The 18,358-nt window shown below is 34.6% G+C and carries 17 protein-coding genes; 15 read left to right on the forward strand and 2 right to left on the reverse strand.

From position 1 onward, the window contains the following. Positions 1 to 12: 12 nt before the first annotated feature. The 4 genes from FHS45_RS05740 (at position 13) to FHS45_RS05755 (ending at position 4,624) form a co-directional block, all read left to right on the forward strand. On the forward strand, positions 13 to 2,112 hold the full coding sequence (locus tag FHS45_RS05740; RefSeq protein ID WP_062445983.1) for a family 16 glycosylhydrolase: 2,100 nt from the start codon (positions 13 to 15) through the stop codon (positions 2,110 to 2,112). A 481-nt stretch (positions 2,113 to 2,593) separates the two neighbouring features. Beyond that, a complete protein-coding gene (locus tag FHS45_RS05745; RefSeq protein WP_208416264.1) occupies positions 2,594 to 2,848 on the forward strand; it encodes a group-specific protein in 255 nt (84 codons plus the stop codon). Positions 2,849 to 3,080: 232 nt separating this feature from the next. Next, the gene (locus tag FHS45_RS05750) at positions 3,081 to 3,506 is read left to right on the forward strand and encodes a hypothetical protein (protein ID WP_062445984.1); all 426 of its coding nucleotides are present in this window, start codon (positions 3,081 to 3,083) and stop codon (positions 3,504 to 3,506) included. 491 nt (positions 3,507 to 3,997) lie between these two features. Beyond that, positions 3,998 to 4,624 carry a hypothetical protein gene (locus FHS45_RS05755; protein WP_148350125.1) on the forward strand — a complete coding sequence of 209 codons (627 nt, stop codon included), beginning with the start codon at positions 3,998 to 4,000 and terminating at the stop codon, positions 4,622 to 4,624. A 395-nt stretch (positions 4,625 to 5,019) separates the two neighbouring features. On the opposite strand, the gene FHS45_RS05760 is transcribed toward FHS45_RS05755, so the two are convergent. Then, entirely contained in the window at positions 5,020 to 5,181 is a 162-nt protein-coding gene (locus FHS45_RS05760; protein WP_157620194.1) for a hypothetical protein, read from the reverse strand. A 154-nt stretch (positions 5,182 to 5,335) separates the two neighbouring features. Between FHS45_RS05760 and FHS45_RS05765 the strand changes: the two genes are divergently transcribed. From FHS45_RS05765 to FHS45_RS05790, 5 genes are all read left to right on the forward strand, one after another. Beyond that, positions 5,336 to 5,788: a helix-turn-helix domain-containing protein gene (locus tag FHS45_RS05765; RefSeq protein WP_062445986.1), complete on the forward strand. Its 453-nt coding sequence runs from the start codon at positions 5,336 to 5,338 to the stop codon at positions 5,786 to 5,788. An 11-nt stretch (positions 5,789 to 5,799) separates the two neighbouring features. Next, positions 5,800 to 6,594 carry an ATP-binding protein gene (locus FHS45_RS05770; protein ID WP_062445987.1) on the forward strand — a complete coding sequence of 265 codons (795 nt, stop codon included), beginning with the start codon at positions 5,800 to 5,802 and terminating at the stop codon, positions 6,592 to 6,594. Positions 6,595 to 6,616: 22 nt separating this feature from the next. Continuing rightward, a complete protein-coding gene (locus FHS45_RS05775) occupies positions 6,617 to 7,909 on the forward strand; it encodes a DnaB-like helicase C-terminal domain-containing protein (protein WP_166761369.1) in 1,293 nt (430 codons plus the stop codon). A 1,683-nt stretch (positions 7,910 to 9,592) separates the two neighbouring features. Further along, positions 9,593 to 9,754 carry a hypothetical protein gene (locus FHS45_RS05785; RefSeq protein WP_157620197.1) on the forward strand — a complete coding sequence of 54 codons (162 nt, stop codon included), beginning with the start codon at positions 9,593 to 9,595 and terminating at the stop codon, positions 9,752 to 9,754. Between the two features lie 237 nt (positions 9,755 to 9,991). After that, a complete protein-coding gene (locus FHS45_RS05790) occupies positions 9,992 to 10,159 on the forward strand; it encodes a hypothetical protein (RefSeq protein WP_166761370.1) in 168 nt (55 codons plus the stop codon). A 795-nt stretch (positions 10,160 to 10,954) separates the two neighbouring features. Here FHS45_RS05790 and FHS45_RS05795 read toward each other — a convergent pair. After that, positions 10,955 to 12,037: an ankyrin repeat domain-containing protein gene (locus tag FHS45_RS05795; RefSeq protein WP_082412060.1), complete on the reverse strand. Its 1,083-nt coding sequence runs from the start codon at positions 12,035 to 12,037 to the stop codon at positions 10,955 to 10,957. A gap of 1,129 nt (positions 12,038 to 13,166) precedes the next feature. On the opposite strand from FHS45_RS05795, the gene FHS45_RS05800 reads away from it, so the two are divergent. From FHS45_RS05800 to FHS45_RS05825, 6 genes are all read left to right on the forward strand, one after another. Beyond that, positions 13,167 to 13,838, forward strand: a complete 672-nt coding sequence (locus tag FHS45_RS05800) for an RraA family protein (RefSeq protein ID WP_148350127.1) — start codon at positions 13,167 to 13,169, stop codon at positions 13,836 to 13,838. Between the two features lie 96 nt (positions 13,839 to 13,934). Then, positions 13,935 to 14,831, forward strand: a complete 897-nt coding sequence (locus FHS45_RS05805; protein ID WP_062445991.1) for a DUF1932 domain-containing protein — start codon at positions 13,935 to 13,937, stop codon at positions 14,829 to 14,831. Continuing rightward, positions 14,782 to 15,783 (forward strand): tripartite tricarboxylate transporter substrate binding protein, encoded by a 1,002-nt coding sequence (locus FHS45_RS05810; protein WP_082412061.1) that lies wholly within the window; start codon positions 14,782 to 14,784, stop codon positions 15,781 to 15,783. The genes FHS45_RS05805 and FHS45_RS05810 overlap by 50 nt, the downstream gene beginning before the upstream one ends. A gap of 70 nt (positions 15,784 to 15,853) precedes the next feature. Further along, positions 15,854 to 16,309: a tripartite tricarboxylate transporter TctB family protein gene (locus tag FHS45_RS05815; RefSeq protein WP_062445993.1), complete on the forward strand. Its 456-nt coding sequence runs from the start codon at positions 15,854 to 15,856 to the stop codon at positions 16,307 to 16,309. 12 nt (positions 16,310 to 16,321) lie between these two features. Beyond that, positions 16,322 to 17,818 (forward strand): tripartite tricarboxylate transporter permease, encoded by a 1,497-nt coding sequence (locus tag FHS45_RS05820; RefSeq protein WP_062445994.1) that lies wholly within the window; start codon positions 16,322 to 16,324, stop codon positions 17,816 to 17,818. A gap of 65 nt (positions 17,819 to 17,883) precedes the next feature. Next, positions 17,884 to 18,345, forward strand: a complete 462-nt coding sequence (locus tag FHS45_RS05825) for a hypothetical protein (protein WP_166761371.1) — start codon at positions 17,884 to 17,886, stop codon at positions 18,343 to 18,345. Positions 18,346 to 18,358: the final 13 nt, after the last annotated feature.

Raw genomic sequence — 18,358 nt, forward strand, 5'->3', positions numbered from 1 at the left:
GTCAACCACAGAATGAATATCAAAAACAGAAAAAATTTGTTAAATCAAGTCAGGTTTAAATTGAGTTCTTTATCACGACTATTTGAATTATATCCAAAGACAAAAGCTTTTTCTACCAATAAAAAGAATACGATTAAGCGAATATATGTGATCAACTTAGACAGAAAACCGCATAGATGGAGACAAATAAGTAAAGAGTTAAAACGCATCTTTATTAATAAATCAAACACCCTGTTTAGTATAACAAGAAGATTTTCGGCCATAGATGCGAGATATCTTGATGAAAAAATTGATAGTAAACTTTTGAAAACAAAATATTCTTTAGCTGACCAATTAGCTGTTGAGCCAAATGACAAAATTTCTGACCAGTTAGACACTCAAGCACTACAAATCGATATGACTCCACAGGAAATAGCTATAGCATTATCGCATATTGAAATTTGGAAATTAATTTCCGAGTCTAATATAGACTATACATTGATTTTGGAAGATGACATTTATTTTAAATATGGGTTCAATAAAGAAGTAGATCGCATATGGAATCAACTCACAAAATATCAAAATGAAGAATTTGATATTCTGTATCTATCCTACGAGTATGTAAAAGGAAATAAAAATGATACAAGTCGAGTTATTAATGATCAGGTGGTTAGTAAGCCAGTTAAAGGGGTATGGCATGCCTCTGGATATATATTATCCAAAGAAGGGGCCAGGAAAATGTTGGAAATGTTACCTGTGTATGGTCCAGTAGATCTTTGGCTGAATTTAGTATTTGATAAATTGAATGTCTATATCGCGAATGATTCAATCATTAGTCAACGACTAGATGTTCCGTCAACTAATTCTTATTCAATAATGCCTATATTTTCTAAGTTGGGTATCTATACAGGAAATGATGTATCTACTTTTAATGCCCCTAAACTCAAAACGCCGGTATTCGTTTTTGGTGAGCCTGATTCAGGCCAAACATCGTTAGCGAATGCCTTAATGATATTAGGATATACCTGTTGTTATAATTTAGACCAGCTTCCAAAATTTGAAGAAGAAACATTTTGGGATAAGAAAAGTCAAAACTTATTTAATGCCTATGTAAATATCAGTTCATTATCATCATTACAAAAAGAAGAAATAACAAGAATTTATCCTGAAGCTAAATTTATTTATACTAGTAGGAAAGGGAATTCAGAGGCAAATGTATATAAGGGCAACATGCTTAGTTTATCGAAAGACTGCTCAGATAAATGGGAGAAACTTTGTAAGTTTTTACATATGGAATACCCTTCAGTACCTTTCCCAGAATTTGAAGATTCTGATGTGTTTGAACTTATTCCTTATAAGAAAAGAAATTTCAAGGCGCAGGAGCTGAAATTTGATAAATTACCTTGGATAATTTCTAATCTGAAACATATAGGGGTACAAACAAAAGATCATAACAATAGCTATAATAAAATATTGTCACTAAATAAAGAAACAAAATTTGAATTGAATAAATGGCGGCTACGAGACGACACATTCCCAAGTAATTTATCATTATTTAATCCAAATAATATAAAAAATATTGATAACAAAGTATTAGAGTTGAATTTCAAAAGAGAAGAAAACTCAGTCCGTTCATTTACTTCTGCTGCCCTAGTTACTAAGGAAAAATATCTATTTGGAAAATTTTCCGTAGAACTGCGTCCTTCAAATGTTTCAGGATTAATAACTGGAATTTTTCTGCATCGTAATAGTCCACATCAGGAGATAGACATAGAGTTTTTGGGTAAGGATACAACAAAAATGTTGATAAATGTTTTTTTTAATCCAGGAATTGAGGGTAGTAAGATGGAATACGGTTACAGGGGTACCCCAGTTATAATTGATCTGGGATTTGATGCTCATAAAGAGTTTCATTTGTATGAGATACATTGGCTTAATAACTCCATTAAATGGTATGTAGATGGAGACCTTGTTTATGAAAGGGGTATATGGGAACCAACCCCTATTCCGTATTTACCTATGGATTTTAATGTTAATTTGTGGCATTCTCAGTCAAAAGAGCTTGCTGGTTCTTTAAATAAAGACGCTATACCAGCAAAATCTATTGTTAAAAGTATGAAAATTAATTACTAGCTGATTAGAAAACGCACTATTTATAAATTAAAGGTATGATTTAAGAATTATCTTGAAATCAAGTCTTCAAGATAAGGGGGCTTTACTGGAATAATTTATAACTACCATAGACCTTCAATATACAACGATTTATGCAGGAGTTGTATGTTGAAGGTCTTTTTATATGCAAAAATACAGCCATTTCGTACTTACATCTAATTGCTCTGACTTTGTCTCTTATCTCTTCATTAGCTATCAAAATATTTTCAATAGGTGAGAACAAAAATTTTATCCTATTCGTTCCTTCTAAAGGAATGAAGAAAAGATCAGGGGAAGTCTAAATTTTTTTAGAAATTTTTTCGAAGTGTTGGATTTTTTTAGTTTGCTCAATACAATAAACCTACATATCGATTTGCAGCAGGATAGTCATCCATAGATTTCGCATTAAAAATGTGTTCTAAAAACTATTTAAAAGGCGGTGGACATCATTCTAAATATTAGAATGGATGAGGAAGAAGTAAAAGAGTTTATCAAGAAACAGGTTGAGGAGTCTCTATCAAATTTGAAACAGGATTTGGTCGTTTGGGATTCAAAAGAGCTGGAACGTCGCGTATGTATGTCGTGGGGAACAATTCAAAACACTTTCTTTTATGAAAAGGATTTCCCTAAAAAGAAAATAGGAGGAAAATGGCATTACCCAGCAAAAGAAACAGAGGAATTTCTTTTGAGATGGTTTAACAATCAAAGAGGCGCTTAATGCAGCAAGCGGAACTAAGATATAAAAATATACATTCGAAGTTTGAAAAATACGACTAGGTAGCTGCCAATTATGTGCTTAGCCAGTTTTCACGAAAAATTTTTAATTTTTTGGAGGAACTTTAAAAAAGTCGATTAATTAATCGATAACAAAGGAGGTGATAGCGTGAAGTAATAGTTAAAAACGTCATTTATGTTGGCCTTTGAAATTTACCATTATGAGGGGGATTATAATGAAAGCAGAAGATTATATCAATAAAGTGAAGTCACTTAAAACTGACTATGATGTTTCACTGGAGGAAGTTTGGTACCAAAACTCGTACAAACAGGTCTTATGGTATCGATTGAAGGACAATCATAACACCATTTTAAAAAATCCTTATAAGAATTTTTGGCGTCTTGAAAAGTATAAATACATATATGATGTGACATTAATCGAGTGGGACTTAGTACGTTGGTATACCCACTACAAAGATGACAACGGAGTAATACGCAGGGGATATGAAGATCCTTACAAATTGGCTAAAAACTACACACAAAATTGCAATAAACCTCCAGAATTCTTATTTCGTGTTTTTGTACCTGCATCAGAGCATTTTTATAACCTAGTCAAACTGGAACATTTAGAAGAAGTAGCTGAGTACTTTGAGCGATATTGAGCTTGTCCAGATTTTGATGAAGATCATTACCGATGCACACGAATCGGAAAGTTAATGAACAGTACGATGCTAATATGCATTAAACTACATTTACTTGCCCTGACTTTGTGAAGTAATAGGTTTAAAGTTACGGGGAGTTAATTCAGGATCTACTCTAAGAAATCTCGAAACCCAGTCTTCCAGTATAGGAGACTTTAATGAAATAATTTATAAATACAAAAGACCTTCAATCTACAACAATTTATGCATCGGTTGTATGTGTTGAAGGTCTATTTATAGGCAAAAATATACTGCCATTTCACACATGGATTAAATGCCAAATAAGCTTTTTTCACAATTTTCCCCCTTATTAATAATTTTCAACTATATTTTATTCAAGCAACGATACTGTCTTAAGTACCATACTCTCGGCGCGGCATTATTTGTTTATATATAGGGGGGGGGGAATTATTATTTTTTTAGAATTCAATAAAGATATATACAACTGTAGTATGTACGAAGAAATTGAAAGGGTAAAGATGCTCAACTCATTTAATAAGATATATAAAGAAGAGAAGAAATTACTAAGAGACGCCCTTTTTCCTGGGGAAAATCTTAAGCCGGCTGTTCAATACACAATAAAAATGACTACGAAAAATAAGGAAGGTAAAAAATACAGTCTTTACTATATGTATCAGTGGCACTACTTAGGTAAAATTAATAATCGCTCAAAATACAAGTGGATATCGCTGGGTAATATCAATGAACAATCCAATTTACGGAGTCTCCTTTCACCAACTAACACATCTATCGATAAATTATTTGAAAAAGTGATGAATAAATATCATTTGCTTATTAGTCATAAAGCCAAGTATCAGAATAGTTCATACAATCATAATTTGAATGAATACTATGGGACTAAGGCAGATATCGCAGAAGGTAATAAATATAAACCCAATAAGAAGGAAGAGCAACTGAAAGAAAGCATTGAAAAGATGAGCGATAGATTAGTTAAACGTTATCGGAAGGAGCTTGAAGGAATGATTCATATTTACAAGAAGAATTTATATGATCAATATGATTATGAAAATAACTTACATCGCTTGAATGGAAAGTTAAAGCTTTTAAGTGAGTTTTGAGGAACTGTAGGAAAAGGACCCTTTATTAGGGTTCTTTTTTACCTAGCTGTAAGTCTGCTTGGTTTGTTAGAAGCTCACATAGTAGGCCAATTTTCAGTTATTAAGTTTATTCTATGTTAATAGGTGCTTTAACTATAATATCAGGAATCTTATCAATTCCGTGAACTTACACAAGTGCTATTGCTGCCTTTCCCTTTTATAAATAGCCAGAGCGGACGTAGTCCGCTTAAAATACCGACCGAAGGGAGGAGAGATTTTAATAGTTTGACTAAATAAATACTATATTTCTTTATATTTAAACCTTACATATAAGTATATCCGTCATATTTGATGGCGGTCGGTTATCAAATATGGGACTGGTAAACGTTAATATGCTCTTATTTATCTAAGGTGAACTAATATTCGTTAATAACAAAATCAATCAAATCCATATCAGCGCCTGACAGATTGAATTTAACTTGAACTTCTTTTTCTTTCCTTCCATTTTTAATTAAACGAATTGCTTTTTTCAGAGTATCATCGTCGCTATACTTAAGCTCCTGTTCTTCTTTCTTCATATAAAATCACCTCTCCTCATTATACCAAAAATCAACAATCAGACTTAACAGAGTTAAAAACTAAAAAAATTGAAAGGAGTACTTTTAGCCAAGCTTAATACAATTAGTGTAACCATTTTTGGTTACAAGTTTTTATAATATGAGGAGTGGTTTTATGAAAGATTTCAATGCAATTATTAAGCCGGAAAAATATGAGGTTCCATTTACAATGGTGCCAAACTTTATTATTGAAGATAAGCGCATTGAAGCAAGACCAGCAAGAATTCTTATGTATCTACTAGGTAAGTCTAAGGGGTGGAAAATTCGTAAAACTAATATTATGAATGTATTTGGAATATCCGCATCAACTTTTGAAAGAGATATGAACTCTTTAATTGAGGCCGGGTATCTAAACAGAACACTCAACAGAGATAAAAAAAGTGGGGAGTTTTCAACAACCTATCAATTTTATTGGAATCCACTAGAAAATAATGAGTATCAAGGCAGCGACATTCCCTTAGGGGCTAATTATAAAAGTCCGAAAATAATTGAAAAACACAAAAAGAAAAACACCATAACAGAAAAGGTAAATGAAAGGTATGAAGCGGTAAGCAAATTTGATTTTTAGGAGGTGGTTATTTGAAGTGCAGTAAATGTGAAGGAGGTTGGATTCAAGGGGAAAATGGATCCATTCTTTGTAACTGTCTATTGGAAGAAAATTTAGAAAAACTGGTTAGAAATTCTGGGGCACCTTTCAAGTTATTTAAACAAATTAATCAGTTGGAGGAGATGAATCTAAAGAATCCCTTAAGTGAAGAAGCAACCAATCAACAGTTTGTAAAAGGCTTAGTAACAAAGGATTTACCTATAAATAATTTGATCGATAATGAAGCACGATTTGTATTTAGAGGATACCCGGGAAGCGGTAAGAGCCAGCTGGCAACTACTATTGCTATTGAAGCGATCAAATCCAACTTTGAGCGCAATTTTGCGAGAGATGTAAACTTACCCATATTTACATTTGTTGATATTAGAAAACTATTAAATCAGTATTTTATGGAGGATGCTCATAAAGAACGAGCTGATATAACTAATCAAATTAAGAAATCAAAAATATTGATAATTGATGATATAGGGGTAGAAAGCCACTTGGATGCGAATGGCTCTATTGTGTTAAAAAATAAAGTCTCTAATTTAATATTAGAATATGTTGAAACAATTGTGAGAGACTTTTGCGGGCTCATAATAGTCACCACTAATTTAGGAATGGATTTACGTCCTGTTTACCAGAATTTCTCACAAAGACTAGCAGATACTCTATTTCCTTCTATTGAAAAGAATCACGGGATGGAAAACACCTTCTACTACAGTTTTGTAAAAGAGGAAGATGAATCTTTTCGCAGGAAGTATCTACCTGTACAATTACCAATTTAATTTAGTCAGAGAGGATGATTATTTGAATATTAATGAGGAAGAAAAATTCTTACAGGCCCTTGCCAATAATCTGGATATGTTGGATGAAGAGATTTTAGATATAGAAAGTCCAGAAGATTTTTTGAGTGAAAGAGGCAGGAAACATTACTATACAATGAAGAGTCTTAGAGAAAATACGAAGATAAATCGTTATGATAAGAGTTTTCAAAAAGAACAATTTAGTGGTGAAGATAACTGTATAACACAAAAAGGAACCAAAGATTTCGTGCGTTTTCACCTACATAAGTTACTTGAAGTTCAAAACCAAATAAATGAAAAGAAAATATTGGGACGGTTAGAAAAACTATTAAATGATTTCGGGGTTGCAAAAAGTAATCAAGAAAAAATAGAGTTACTGGAAAGGCTAGATGTAGTACGAGTAAAGCTGGAAGTACAAGAAAATAAATCTAAAACACTAGGAGAAATAATACAGGAAGATTTTATTTATGATCCTGGTACTGGTCGTGTTCCTTCCTATATAAATGAATTAGATACATCGTTAAGTGGTGGATTCTCCCGCGGAGGCATTCACATACTTTCTGCAGAACCAGGAGGTGGCAAAACGACGGCGGCTGCTCAATTCAGCACGATGCAAGCATTAAACGGATATAAAGTGCTTATCATATCACTAGAGCAGGGAAGAAGTGATATTGCTGAAAATATATTATCGATAATATCAAGCGAAAAAGAAAAAGACAGACAATATTGGGAAATCGCAGCTTTTCATAATGAAAACGAAGCAATAAAAAAGCGCCAAGAGGCAAATCAACGTATCAATACATTCATACAAGACCGATTGGTAATAGATGATACTTCCTATGAAGAACTTGGGAAATTGATGAAAAGAATTACACGAGGGGTAGTTACTGAAAAATATGATTGCATATACATCGATAACTTTCAAAATGCGCCTGCCCGTTTTCCAAATATGAACCATAGAGAATGCTATGAACATTTTGCCAATTTTCTAATGGTAACAGCGAAAAAGTATAAAGTATGCATTTTTGCTCTTTCCCAATTGACCAAATACAATGGACAAACTAACACCAAGTATGCAACCAAGTTAAACGACAATGCGTTAACTCATTTAGAGATATTTAGAACAGGAGGAGAGAGTAAGGATTTTATTAATCCTAATCGAATTGGTTTTTGTTTCAAGAAAAACCGGAAGGGTGAAAAGAGAAGAGATCCAGTATTATTACCATTCCTTGCCCGTAAATCAGTTATCGGTTCTATCTGTTTAGAAAAATATGGGGCCAAAAAAGCTGAAAAATAAAGTTCTGAAGGAGGCGTTCGCCTCCTTTTTAGATCTGGAAAAATCAAAATTCACCATTTGCTTAAAATGATTGTTTAAACCAGTAAAAACATTAACTCCTGAGTAAACTTATAAAAAGTGCAACAATTTTATTAAATTTACCAATTATAATAGCTTTTTTAATAACTATTTCTAGCAAAAATCAACTATTTTCAACCTTTTTTAATAATGGAATTCAAACCAGGTCTTGGTTTAACGCCTAATTGCTTTTGCAGGAGGCAACGACCTCTTTCCAGTTACCTTTTCATAATATCAATCCACAAACTTTTCAAGATTAACCACTATCCTAAAACTACTGTACTTTCGCGGATTAATATTTCTAAGTTATTCATCCGGCTAAGTTTTACTGATCAAGGTACTGTACTTCCATGGATTTTGAGTAAACTCTTCTCCATATAAACTTATTTAATGGTATTCATACTGTACTTTTAAGAATAGATGGAATATGAATTTCTTTCTCATTAAATGACTCTTAGTTATACAGGGTATATACACTATTAATACATTGCAATGCTTTGCGATAACAGAGCAACACGTTGCAATATATTTGGTATACATGGACTATATAACGTACTGCAATATGATGCGAAATAAAATATACTGGCAAATAAATACGCTCATCTCTGCTGAACTCCTTGAACATTACATTTTATTAATTGGTAATCTAAACTTTGTCGATGCTCAATATATTCTCTTTACGGTAAGATTTAAAAAGGGAAATAAGCATTGTATATGATGCAATGCTTTGTATTAAAGAGCAATGTATTATATTGCTATACACGTACCTATACAATGCATTGCTAAGTTAATATATTAAAGAGCATTGTTTAGTATTGCTTTGTTATTAAAAAGCATTGCGTTTAATTCTAATTTATTTACGTGTGCAGAGAACGTTGTAAGAAGACTAAACGAATTTATAGAAAGAAAACATCTGAACAGGTAAAAGTAGAGGTCAATCAATTGCGGTAGATATGGAAAAAATATCTTGACTTTATGGGCTAGTTCCACCGATATTCCCAACGCAATACTGCGTTAATTGATTCTCAGTTTCCAGGTGCTGAAGTAGCAGGTTCCTGTGCATTCTAGAAAGAAAAAGGTTTTTCCGTAAACAAAGGAGAGAAAAATTTAAAGATTCTTGTACCTAATCGATTAGGTCAGCAATTTCAAAATGAAGAGGGTGTCCTCTGTTCATCCATATTCTGGTTGAACAGAGATAGTTGTGTGCCCGGTACGGGTATAAACTCTAGGGTTAAAGTCCCGAACGGGTTTTTATTGCTATTTTTATGAAAAAAATTATTTTTTGTCTTTTTTAAAATGAATTCAGATTTATTCGTTTTATTAATCAACGCAATATATTTACAGTGCATTACAATATATATACTGTGCACTTATCATATAAATTAATTGTAGTACACATAGAGCGTAATGCTGTTTCTTACATTGCTAATTCATAGCATACACAATGTGATGCACTGTATATATTTTTTTTATGTAAAAAATAAAAAAGGAGCTTGTTTGATTGAACTGATCTATACCCCGAATAATAGACACTGATAAAAAAGTGCCCTTACTCGGGGTTTTTATGTTTTAAGACCTCGATTCTCCATTTATAATTTAATTAACTAACCGAGCGAGGTTATAGACATGGCCACGATTATTTTTGCTGAATCACAAAGAAAAGAGTTAGAATCCAACCCTAATGTCATCAAGGTTTCGGATCGATTCATTACCTATTCTCCTGAATTTAAAGTCAAAGCAGTAGAAGAAAACGCAAAAGGGAAAGGGCCACATAGATCTTTCTCCTGAAGACAAACTGAAGGAAGCAGAAGCGCGTATTGCGTATCTAGAGGCAGAGTTAGATTTCGTAAAAAAGCTAGACGAACTCGAAGGCAGGCGAAGAAGAAAAAGTAACAATCTCAGAGAAATAGTGGGAAGAGAAAATGGATTCCCTCAGTTAATTCAATATTTTTGTGAGTTGGCGGGAGTAAGTCGGAGTAAGTGTCTAAATATACAGTGATAAAGCGTTTGAGGAGGGTGATTATGATGAATAAAGAAGAGAAAAAGAAAGCTTTGTTGAAGAGGTATCGTGAAGGGCCAAAAGATACTAATTTTAAAACGCGGTCTTGGGAAGAGACTGCCAAAATCGTTCGTGAGAGAAATAGAGCAAAAAGAACAAGGAGAAAAATCATTGATAAACTCAGAAATAGATAAAAGACAATATATAATCAATAAATATGTACATTTTAAGTACAGTACACCGCCCCGAAAAGTGCGAGGATTAAAAGTGGAAAATGGCGAAGCTTTTGAATATGACTTTTTTCCAGGCAAAACTGAAAAAACGAACCAAACTAAGTTTTACTGTTCAAGGTACTGTACTTTCGGGGATTTCGAGTAAACTTTCTCCATAAGAACTTATTTAATGATATGCATACTGGACTTTTAAGAATAGATGTGAAATATTAAACTGTTTAAAAGATATGTTGGGGTCATATGATTTTACCTATGAAGTTACAAATGAAGTATTGAGTTTAATTTCCTTAACATCAATAGGCTTTGACAAAATCAAAGATAAAGAAAATAATGGTGAAAACATTAACACAGTAGTTCACATGTATGAAAAATAAAACTGAATCGTTTTGCTTTTTTTCATAGGATGAACACTGGATACTTAAAAATAGGGGGGGGATTGTTCGACAAATATGAGGTGAGAGTTAAGCCAACATTAATGAACTTATTATGGACATTCTTAAAGTAAGCGTAAAATAATCCCACCATATGAATTAGAGAAGGGATTGTTTTACGCTTACTCAATTTTGAACCTCTCTTTTCCTAATTCATTCAGAAGAGCCTCGTATGTATAGACTTTCTGTTTGAGATTATAGTATTTTCAACCTCTTTCCTGGTATATAAAAATCCATTGAAATCGTTCGTAATTTTTGGTGTTCATAGTTTTGTCCCTACCTCTTAAATCTGAATATTAACCGTCTCCTCAAACGTAGATACTTTTCAATACAACACGGCTCCTGCATCTCCTAATAGATCTCCTATCTCAGTACCGATTAATTCTTCTGATAAAGCGCTCATCCCACCGTCATCTTTCAAATTCGGATCAGCTCCCGCTTCCAACAAGGCCCGTACGACCGAGGTATGCCCTTTTGTCGCAGCAATCGAAACGGCTGTTGTATTATAGGAATTCGTTGAGTTTGGGTCAGCGCCATATTCTAGTAGCAGTTCTACCGCTTCTATATCGCCAGAAAATGAAAAATTAAATAAAATAGAAGTTCCGTCTGATTCCGCATTAGGATTCATTCCGTCTTCTAACATCCCAATGAAGTTTTCCTTATCTTCGTAGTACATCTTAAACAATTGGTCATAGTCGTTTTCATCGGTAACAGAAGCAGTGTTCGATTCATTCGCTTCTGATTCATCACTTTCTTTCGTTTCCTTTTTTTCATCTTCTTGAACTAGCGTTTTCGTATAGTACAATTCCACGATGACGTCTTCCTCATCTTTTGTCACTTTTGACATCTTAAGCAATCCGACCTTAGGCGCGTATGTGAATACCGCCCTGAATCCGGTATCTGGATCGATCCTGGAAACTTCTATGCAATCGTCATACAAACCGCTATATACCTCTACTGTTTTATCGGTATCCGTAATATAAAAATCTAATCCTTGAGATTCCCAAGCAGGTGCATTCTTTATAATAATATACCCATCACGCTCAGCGATCTTTGTTTGACTGACTGTATAGTAGTCCGTTGTAGTCCCTTTGTGTTCTCCGCTTATTTTTGTTCTGCTTTCCACAGCGCGTTCCTTGACATTATTTATCTCCTCAGCTTCAATGAATGTCTCAGTGATGTTCGAGCCAGTTGTACCATCGAGAATAGCATATATATTTTGGGTCGAGACGGAGGGGAAATATTTACTTATATCCACACCCGCTATATCTTCTTTCGGAACTGTCTTAACTGATGCGCCTGAACGCTCCTTACCGGACATTGTTTCAGTTGGCAAGCTATTAGAGCATCCTACAAGCAAAAAGTACAAAAACGCGATGATATGAGCGACTCTTTTTCTACAGTGCATCGCTTTACTCCCCTTCTTAATCAATTATCATTGACTCAAGTCCCCGAAAAACTTTAGGAAAAAGAGTAATGGATGCTCTAAGTGTACCATTCTTTTTCCATATTAAAGAAGATATTTACTTCCCCAAGTCGAAGTGTAGATGAAGGAATTTGAAAATGCATGGGGTCATAGATTTTCTCAATGATTAGCCTGAAATGCCATTTGGATCTATAGAAGAAGGAGCACTTTCTCGATTCGATTTATGGCTACTTATGTACATGGTCCGAGCCTTGAGGATGAATATAATTTATAAATATAGTTCCAAATAATTTCCAATTTGAACTTCCAAAGGTTACAGAATTAGAAGGAAAAATACCAAGAGACTATATAACCACCAAATTAATCCTGATTACACATATATTTCAGAAGAAACAGTTTAGATCAGAAGAAACAGTTTAGAGTGGTGTTTATTTTCGGTGAACTCGAACATGGTCTAGCGGGCATCTTTAAAGACTACGCTGAGATTCCAGGACTTGCACAACCTTCTCAAATAGTAAATGCACTTCATCTATTGGCTATGAAAAAAATGGGTGACCAATAATAGTTCTTGTCCTAGTGGTTGTGGCAAAGGTTAGGGGAATGAAATTTTCGCCAAACTAAACCGTAAATGACATACTCAATGACATACTCTGTCTCATTATTTGTCATTTCTATTTAGTCTTATTAAATAGCTAAGACTAAAGGAAGCTTGTGTTCACATATTATTTAGACATTTTTTTATGCTATTTTCTTTGGTGAATCCATGGGCGCCATTTTTCCTAAAGATTAAAGTGCTGTTTAGAGTGAAAGAGTGTATAAAAATACTCCTTCCACCGGAAGAGGCGCTGACAGAGCAGGGATTACATATCCTTTATTAATATGTTTATGAAGGATATTAGAGACTTTTCTTTTAGAAATTCTATAATAGCTAAAATATCCCTTAAGGTAACCAATCTTAAGGGATATTTTTTTGTGTTGTAAATTTCTAACTATGAAAGCGTTTCAAAAAAATGTTTACAAGACATATTTTTTCATGCTAGTATAAATGTAATAATTATTACATAAACATTATATGTAATAATATTTATTACATTGAAAGGAGGGTTTAATATTGATTGAAAATGCTCCACTTCTATCTGATGAAGTAACGAAACGAGTAAAAAAATTAAATACTACACTTCTTGCTGATGCGATGAACGGTAACGGATCGATGAATTTTAATATTAAACCTGTATCCGATGATATGGTTGTAGTGGGTACGGCGTTGACAGTAGAACTTAGACCCGGAGATAACCTTTTTTTACACCAGGCTATTTACATGGGATCTAAAGGTTATGTCTTAGTAGTGGATGGAAAAGACCATACGGAAAATGCCTATTTAGGAGATTTAATGGCAAATGCAGCAAAAGCTATGGAAATTGAGGGTATCGTGGTAAACGGTTTGGTAAGGGATAAAAATGAGCTAAAAAGACTGAATTTTCCTATATTTGCGAAAGGATATATCCCTAGCGGCCCTTATAAAGATGGTCCCGGAAAAATAAATAATGTTATTTCTTGTGGCAATGCAACCGTTCATCCTGGTGATTTAGTTGCTGGTGATGCGAATGGAGTAGTAGTTGTACCTCGAGAAAGCATAAACGAAGTGCTAGATATGAGTGAGAAAAAACTCACTTATGAACAAAACAGACTTGAAAAGATAGATGCTTTTCAATTAGGAAAACATAACACTTCAGACATCGCTCCAAATTGGCTTGAAAGTGAAATGTCTAAGTTTAATGGCTAACGGAGATTTGGAGTAGTTGAAAAGCACAATAAAATTGTAAACGCATTCATGTTTAAGGTGGTAATCCTGTATACAGATTGGATAGGAGTTATGTAGATGAGAATAGGATTTATAGGATTTGGAGAAGTAAGTTATGAAATGTCAAAAGGTTTTAAAGAAGCAGGGGTGAAGGATATATGTGCCTTTGATCCATTATATGAAGATCATAGTGTACAAGAGAGAGCACAGCAATCCGGCATAAGACTGTTCTCAATTCCTGAAAAAGTGGCAGAGCAAGAATTGGATGTTTTAATCACTGCCGTACCTGCTCAGCATGCATACTCAGCATGGGAACAAATAAGTGATTATTTTCAGTCAGAAACTATTTATGTTGATGTATCGACAGCAGGAGCCTCTGTTAAATACGATATTTACAAAAAATTAATGAAGGAAAATCACTACCTGGTAGATGGTGCATTAATGGGACCACTTCCTGTGCATCAGCACAAAGTTCCTATTTTTGCGAGCGGAAATGGGACGGATAAATTTATAGAAATCATGAAGCCCTACCAGATGAATATCGAAAAAATAAGTGATAAAACAGGGGATGCAACAAATATCAAATTCATTCGAAGCATTTATACTAAAGGACTTTCTATGCTGCTATTGGAAGTTATACAATTATCAAATAAGTTAGGTCTAGAAGACACTATAATTGAATCATTGGGGAGGACGATGGATGAAAAACCTTTCGAAGAAATCATGAACCGTTTGATAACTGGTAGTGCTATTCATTCTGGAAGACGTCTAGTAGAAATGGAAAACGTTATTTCCTTTGTTGAAGAAAATGGCGAGGTACCTATGATGGCAAAGGCAACGAAAGATAAATTGGAAGAACTTACAACATTTGGACTTAAAGAAAAATTCAATAATAAGACGCCTGATAACTGGAAGTTGGTTGTAAATGAACTATCCAAGGAGAGAGGGGAAATTAATAGTGGGACTTTTAAATAAAAAAGGAATTCTTATGATGCTTATTGTAGGTATTCTTACTTTAAGTGCCTGTAGTCAAAATTCTAGTTCTTCTAAAGGAGAGGCTAGTAATTATCCTGAAAAAGAGATTAAAATAGTTGTTCCCTTTGCCGCCGGAGGAGCTGCTACAACTACCGCAAGGCTTATAGCCCAGAACATGGAAGAACATGCCGGTGTGGATATTGTTGTAGAAAACCGAGAAGGCGGAGGTGGCACCGCAGGGCAACAAGCAGTTGCTTCAGCAGAACCAGACGGTTATACCCTGTTGTTAGCCACAAACTCTGTAATCACAAACCCTATATTCAGTAAGACTGGCTATACACATGAAGACTTTGTGCCAATAGGCCAAGTAGTCAGTGATGCTTCCTATCTATACATCCCGGAAGGTGCTCCCTATGATGACTATGAATCTTTCGTGTCCTACGCTAAAGAAAATCCAGGAGAAGTAACGATTGGAACATCTGGAGCACAAGCATCTGACACCTTTGCAGCAAAAGACTTAATAGAAGCGGAAGGGTTGGACGCTCAGACTGTGCCGTATGATGGTGCAGCGCGAGCTGTTAGTTCTGCAGCAGGCGGTCATGATGATGCGGCAATGAGTAGCTTTTCCGAAGCAGAAGGTCAAGTACAAGAAGGTAATTTGAAGCCCGTACTCGTGTTCAGTGAAGAGAGTTCGGACGAATACCCAGATATCCCCACTACGGCTGATATAGGTTATGAAGGCATCACGGACGAATCATGGAGAGGTCTGGTGGCACCTAAGGACACGGACGAAGAAATTTCAAACTATTTAACTGATGCATTAGAGAAAGCATTTAATGAAGAAGACTTTCAAGAAGCAATGGAGAATCAGGGAATGGTCACTCGTTTTCGAAATGGAGAAGAGCTCAAAGAGCTTATGAATAATCAATATGAGCAGTACAATGGTGAATAATTAAAGGATATGACCTCTATCTAATAGTGGTAGAGGTCATATTTTTAGAAGAATATTAGGGGGAGCTTTTATGCAAAAATCTAATTATATATTTGCGCTCACCATGGCAGCTTTAGCGCTTCTCTTTTATTTTTGGGGGAACGCGTTTTCAGAGGATGCTAGCCAGTGGCCACAGTTTTTTGCTCTTGCTTTACTGTTACTTTCTATATTATTAATTGTTGATACAATTTTGAAACCTAATCGCGAAAAAGACGATGAGGAGGATGAAGTAGCAAAGCCGCAAATATATGAGAAAAAAGTCTTTTATTCAGCACTTCTATTAATTGTATATTTGTTAATTATGAATAGATTGGGTTTCTTGTTAACCACTCCAATCTTTTTGGCTGCTCTATTATGGGCTATTAATTATAGGTTCATTACTAAATTAATAACAATCTCCCTAGGGACTACAATAGCAATCACTATTATATTTCAATTTCTATTAGGCGTTCCTATACCGCAAGGCGTTTTGGCAAATTTGTTCTAAAGGAGAGTCTTTATGGATCTGTGGATGAATGCAGTGTCTGATGTGTTTACATTAACTAATCTTTCTGCCATATTATTCGGTACCGTTTTTGGAATTATTATGGGGTGTCTACCAGGTATGAGTTCCACTATGTCTATAGCAATCATCATCCCTTTTACTTTTACAATGGACCCTGCAACTGGAATCATATTACTTGCAGCTATTTATTGTGCCTCTGTATATGGAGGTTCTATTTCAGCTATCCTTTTAAATACTCCAGGTACACCAGCCGGAGCAGCAACGGTATTAGATGGCTATCCTTTATCCCAAAAAGGCGAGAGCGGAAGAGTATTGGGTGTATCAGCAGTAGCTTCTGGGCTGGGGGGAATCATTAGTGCAATTATTCTTTCCACCACTGCTCCATTTTTGGCAGATCAAGCTTTACGTTTTGGTGCAGCCGAATATTTTGCTGTTGCCATTTTTGGAATATCTGTAGTATCAAGTTTAGGAGGAAAAAACCCGATTAAAGGGTTGATGGCTGGTGTTTTTGGAATTTTAATAGCTACCGTTGGACTAGATCCAATTGTCGGTTATCCAAGGTATACGCTAGGGGAACCAGAATTAAATGGAGGATTTTCGCTGATACCGGTCCTAATTGGATTATTTTCTGCCTCACAATCGTTTGTTTTGATAAAGAATGCTGGGAAAGACAAAGATGCGACCGTAGAAGATGTTTCGTCTAATTCACGTGTGACATTTGGAGAAACTCTCAAATTATTACCAAATATTTCTCGTTCTTCTTTAATAGGAACGTTTATAGGTATTATCCCGGGGATAGGGGGAGATCCAGCAGCTTTTGTAGCTTATAACGAAGCGATGCGTTGGTCTAAAAACCCGAAGAATTTTGGAAAAGGTGAAATAGGAGGAGTAGCTGCCCCAGAAGCTGCAAATAACGCAGTAACAGGAGGAGCTCTTATTCCACTGCTTACATTAGGAATACCTGGTAATACAGTAACAGCTATTTTGATCGGTGGCCTATTAATACATGGGTTGCGTCCAGGACCTATGCTTTTTGAAGAAAATGGAGATGTAGTTTATTCATTGTTTATAAGTTTACTAGTTACTAATATTTTATTTATGGTGTTTGGTTTAGCGTTTACGAAGTATTTTGCAGCTGTTCTAAAGGTTCCTTCTAGAATATTAGGCCCTATCATTTTAATGTTAAGCATTATAGGTGCATATGCGATTCACAATAGTTATTTTGATATATGGATCATGTTGATCTTTGGGTTTATTGGATATTTGTTCAGGCAGATAAATGTTCCGACAACTCCAATAGTTCTTGCTCTAATTCTAGGTCCTATTGCGGAAGAAAGTTTTAGACAAGCTCTTTTGCAAGGTGGCGGAGAGATGAGCATTTTTGTCACTCGCCCAATTACTTTAGTATTTTTAGTTTTAGCTGTTATATCGTTTTTCACTCCATTTGTAAGAGATTTAATTGGATCACGAAAACTTAAAAAGTCAAACTAATAATAGAAGGATAATAATGTAAAACTCATACCGAAGAATTACAGCAACTTTTTAAAAACGCAGGTGTGAATTATGAAAAGGAAGGATATTTAGTGAAAAACCTATCTATAAAACCTGATAATTTTAAGGATTTAACATCGGATCACTTATTTTCATTTTTCGATCGGATGAGATATAAAGACTTCATCCAATTTTTCCTAGAGGAAAATAATAAGGGAGAAAATGGCTTACTCGTCAAATATATTCGGGAATCTCTGCTTCAAGAGGAAGAGGATTTTGTACAAAATCAAATTAATTACTTTAACCGCAATGAATTAACGTTGTGGGATGCTCAGGCTTCAAAAATATTTGACCAATTTAATACAAGGTGCATTAGGAGCACTTACGAATATTCGGATAGCAAAAAGATACCTATGATGTTTCTCCTTTTAACGCTAAACTATGTTTTTGTGGGTTATAAGGATAAACATTTTCGGAAAGTACTGGGATTAAAAAAACGCTCTTTTATAAAACCGTTTAAGATTTGAAGGCACAAAATAT

The sequence above is a fragment of the Thalassobacillus devorans genome, assembly GCF_011761345.1.
Taxonomy (GTDB): Bacteria; Bacillota; Bacilli; order Bacillales; family Halobacillaceae; genus Thalassobacillus; species Thalassobacillus devorans.

Coding starts and splice junctions, on each gene's coding strand:
- FHS45_RS05740 (WP_062445983.1), top strand. CDS start 13: ATGAATATCAAAAACAGAAAAAATTTGTTAAATCAAGTCAGGTTTAAA.
- FHS45_RS05745 (WP_208416264.1), top strand. CDS start 2,594: ATGGATGAGGAAGAAGTAAAAGAGTTTATCAAGAAACAGGTTGAGGAG.
- FHS45_RS05750 (WP_062445984.1), top strand. CDS start 3,081: ATGAAAGCAGAAGATTATATCAATAAAGTGAAGTCACTTAAAACTGAC.
- FHS45_RS05755 (WP_148350125.1), top strand. CDS start 3,998: ATGTACGAAGAAATTGAAAGGGTAAAGATGCTCAACTCATTTAATAAG.
- FHS45_RS05760 (WP_157620194.1), bottom strand. CDS start 5,181: ATGAAGAAAGAAGAACAGGAGCTTAAGTATAGCGACGATGATACTCTG.
- FHS45_RS05765 (WP_062445986.1), top strand. CDS start 5,336: ATGAAAGATTTCAATGCAATTATTAAGCCGGAAAAATATGAGGTTCCA.
- FHS45_RS05785 (WP_157620197.1), top strand. CDS start 9,593: ATGGCCACGATTATTTTTGCTGAATCACAAAGAAAAGAGTTAGAATCC.
- FHS45_RS05790 (WP_166761370.1), top strand. CDS start 9,992: ATGAATAAAGAAGAGAAAAAGAAAGCTTTGTTGAAGAGGTATCGTGAA.
- FHS45_RS05795 (WP_082412060.1), bottom strand. CDS start 12,037: ATGCACTGTAGAAAAAGAGTCGCTCATATCATCGCGTTTTTGTACTTT.
- FHS45_RS05805 (WP_062445991.1), top strand. CDS start 13,935: ATGAGAATAGGATTTATAGGATTTGGAGAAGTAAGTTATGAAATGTCA.
- FHS45_RS05810 (WP_082412061.1), top strand. CDS start 14,782: ATGAACTATCCAAGGAGAGAGGGGAAATTAATAGTGGGACTTTTAAAT.
- FHS45_RS05815 (WP_062445993.1), top strand. CDS start 15,854: ATGCAAAAATCTAATTATATATTTGCGCTCACCATGGCAGCTTTAGCG.
- FHS45_RS05820 (WP_062445994.1), top strand. CDS start 16,322: ATGGATCTGTGGATGAATGCAGTGTCTGATGTGTTTACATTAACTAAT.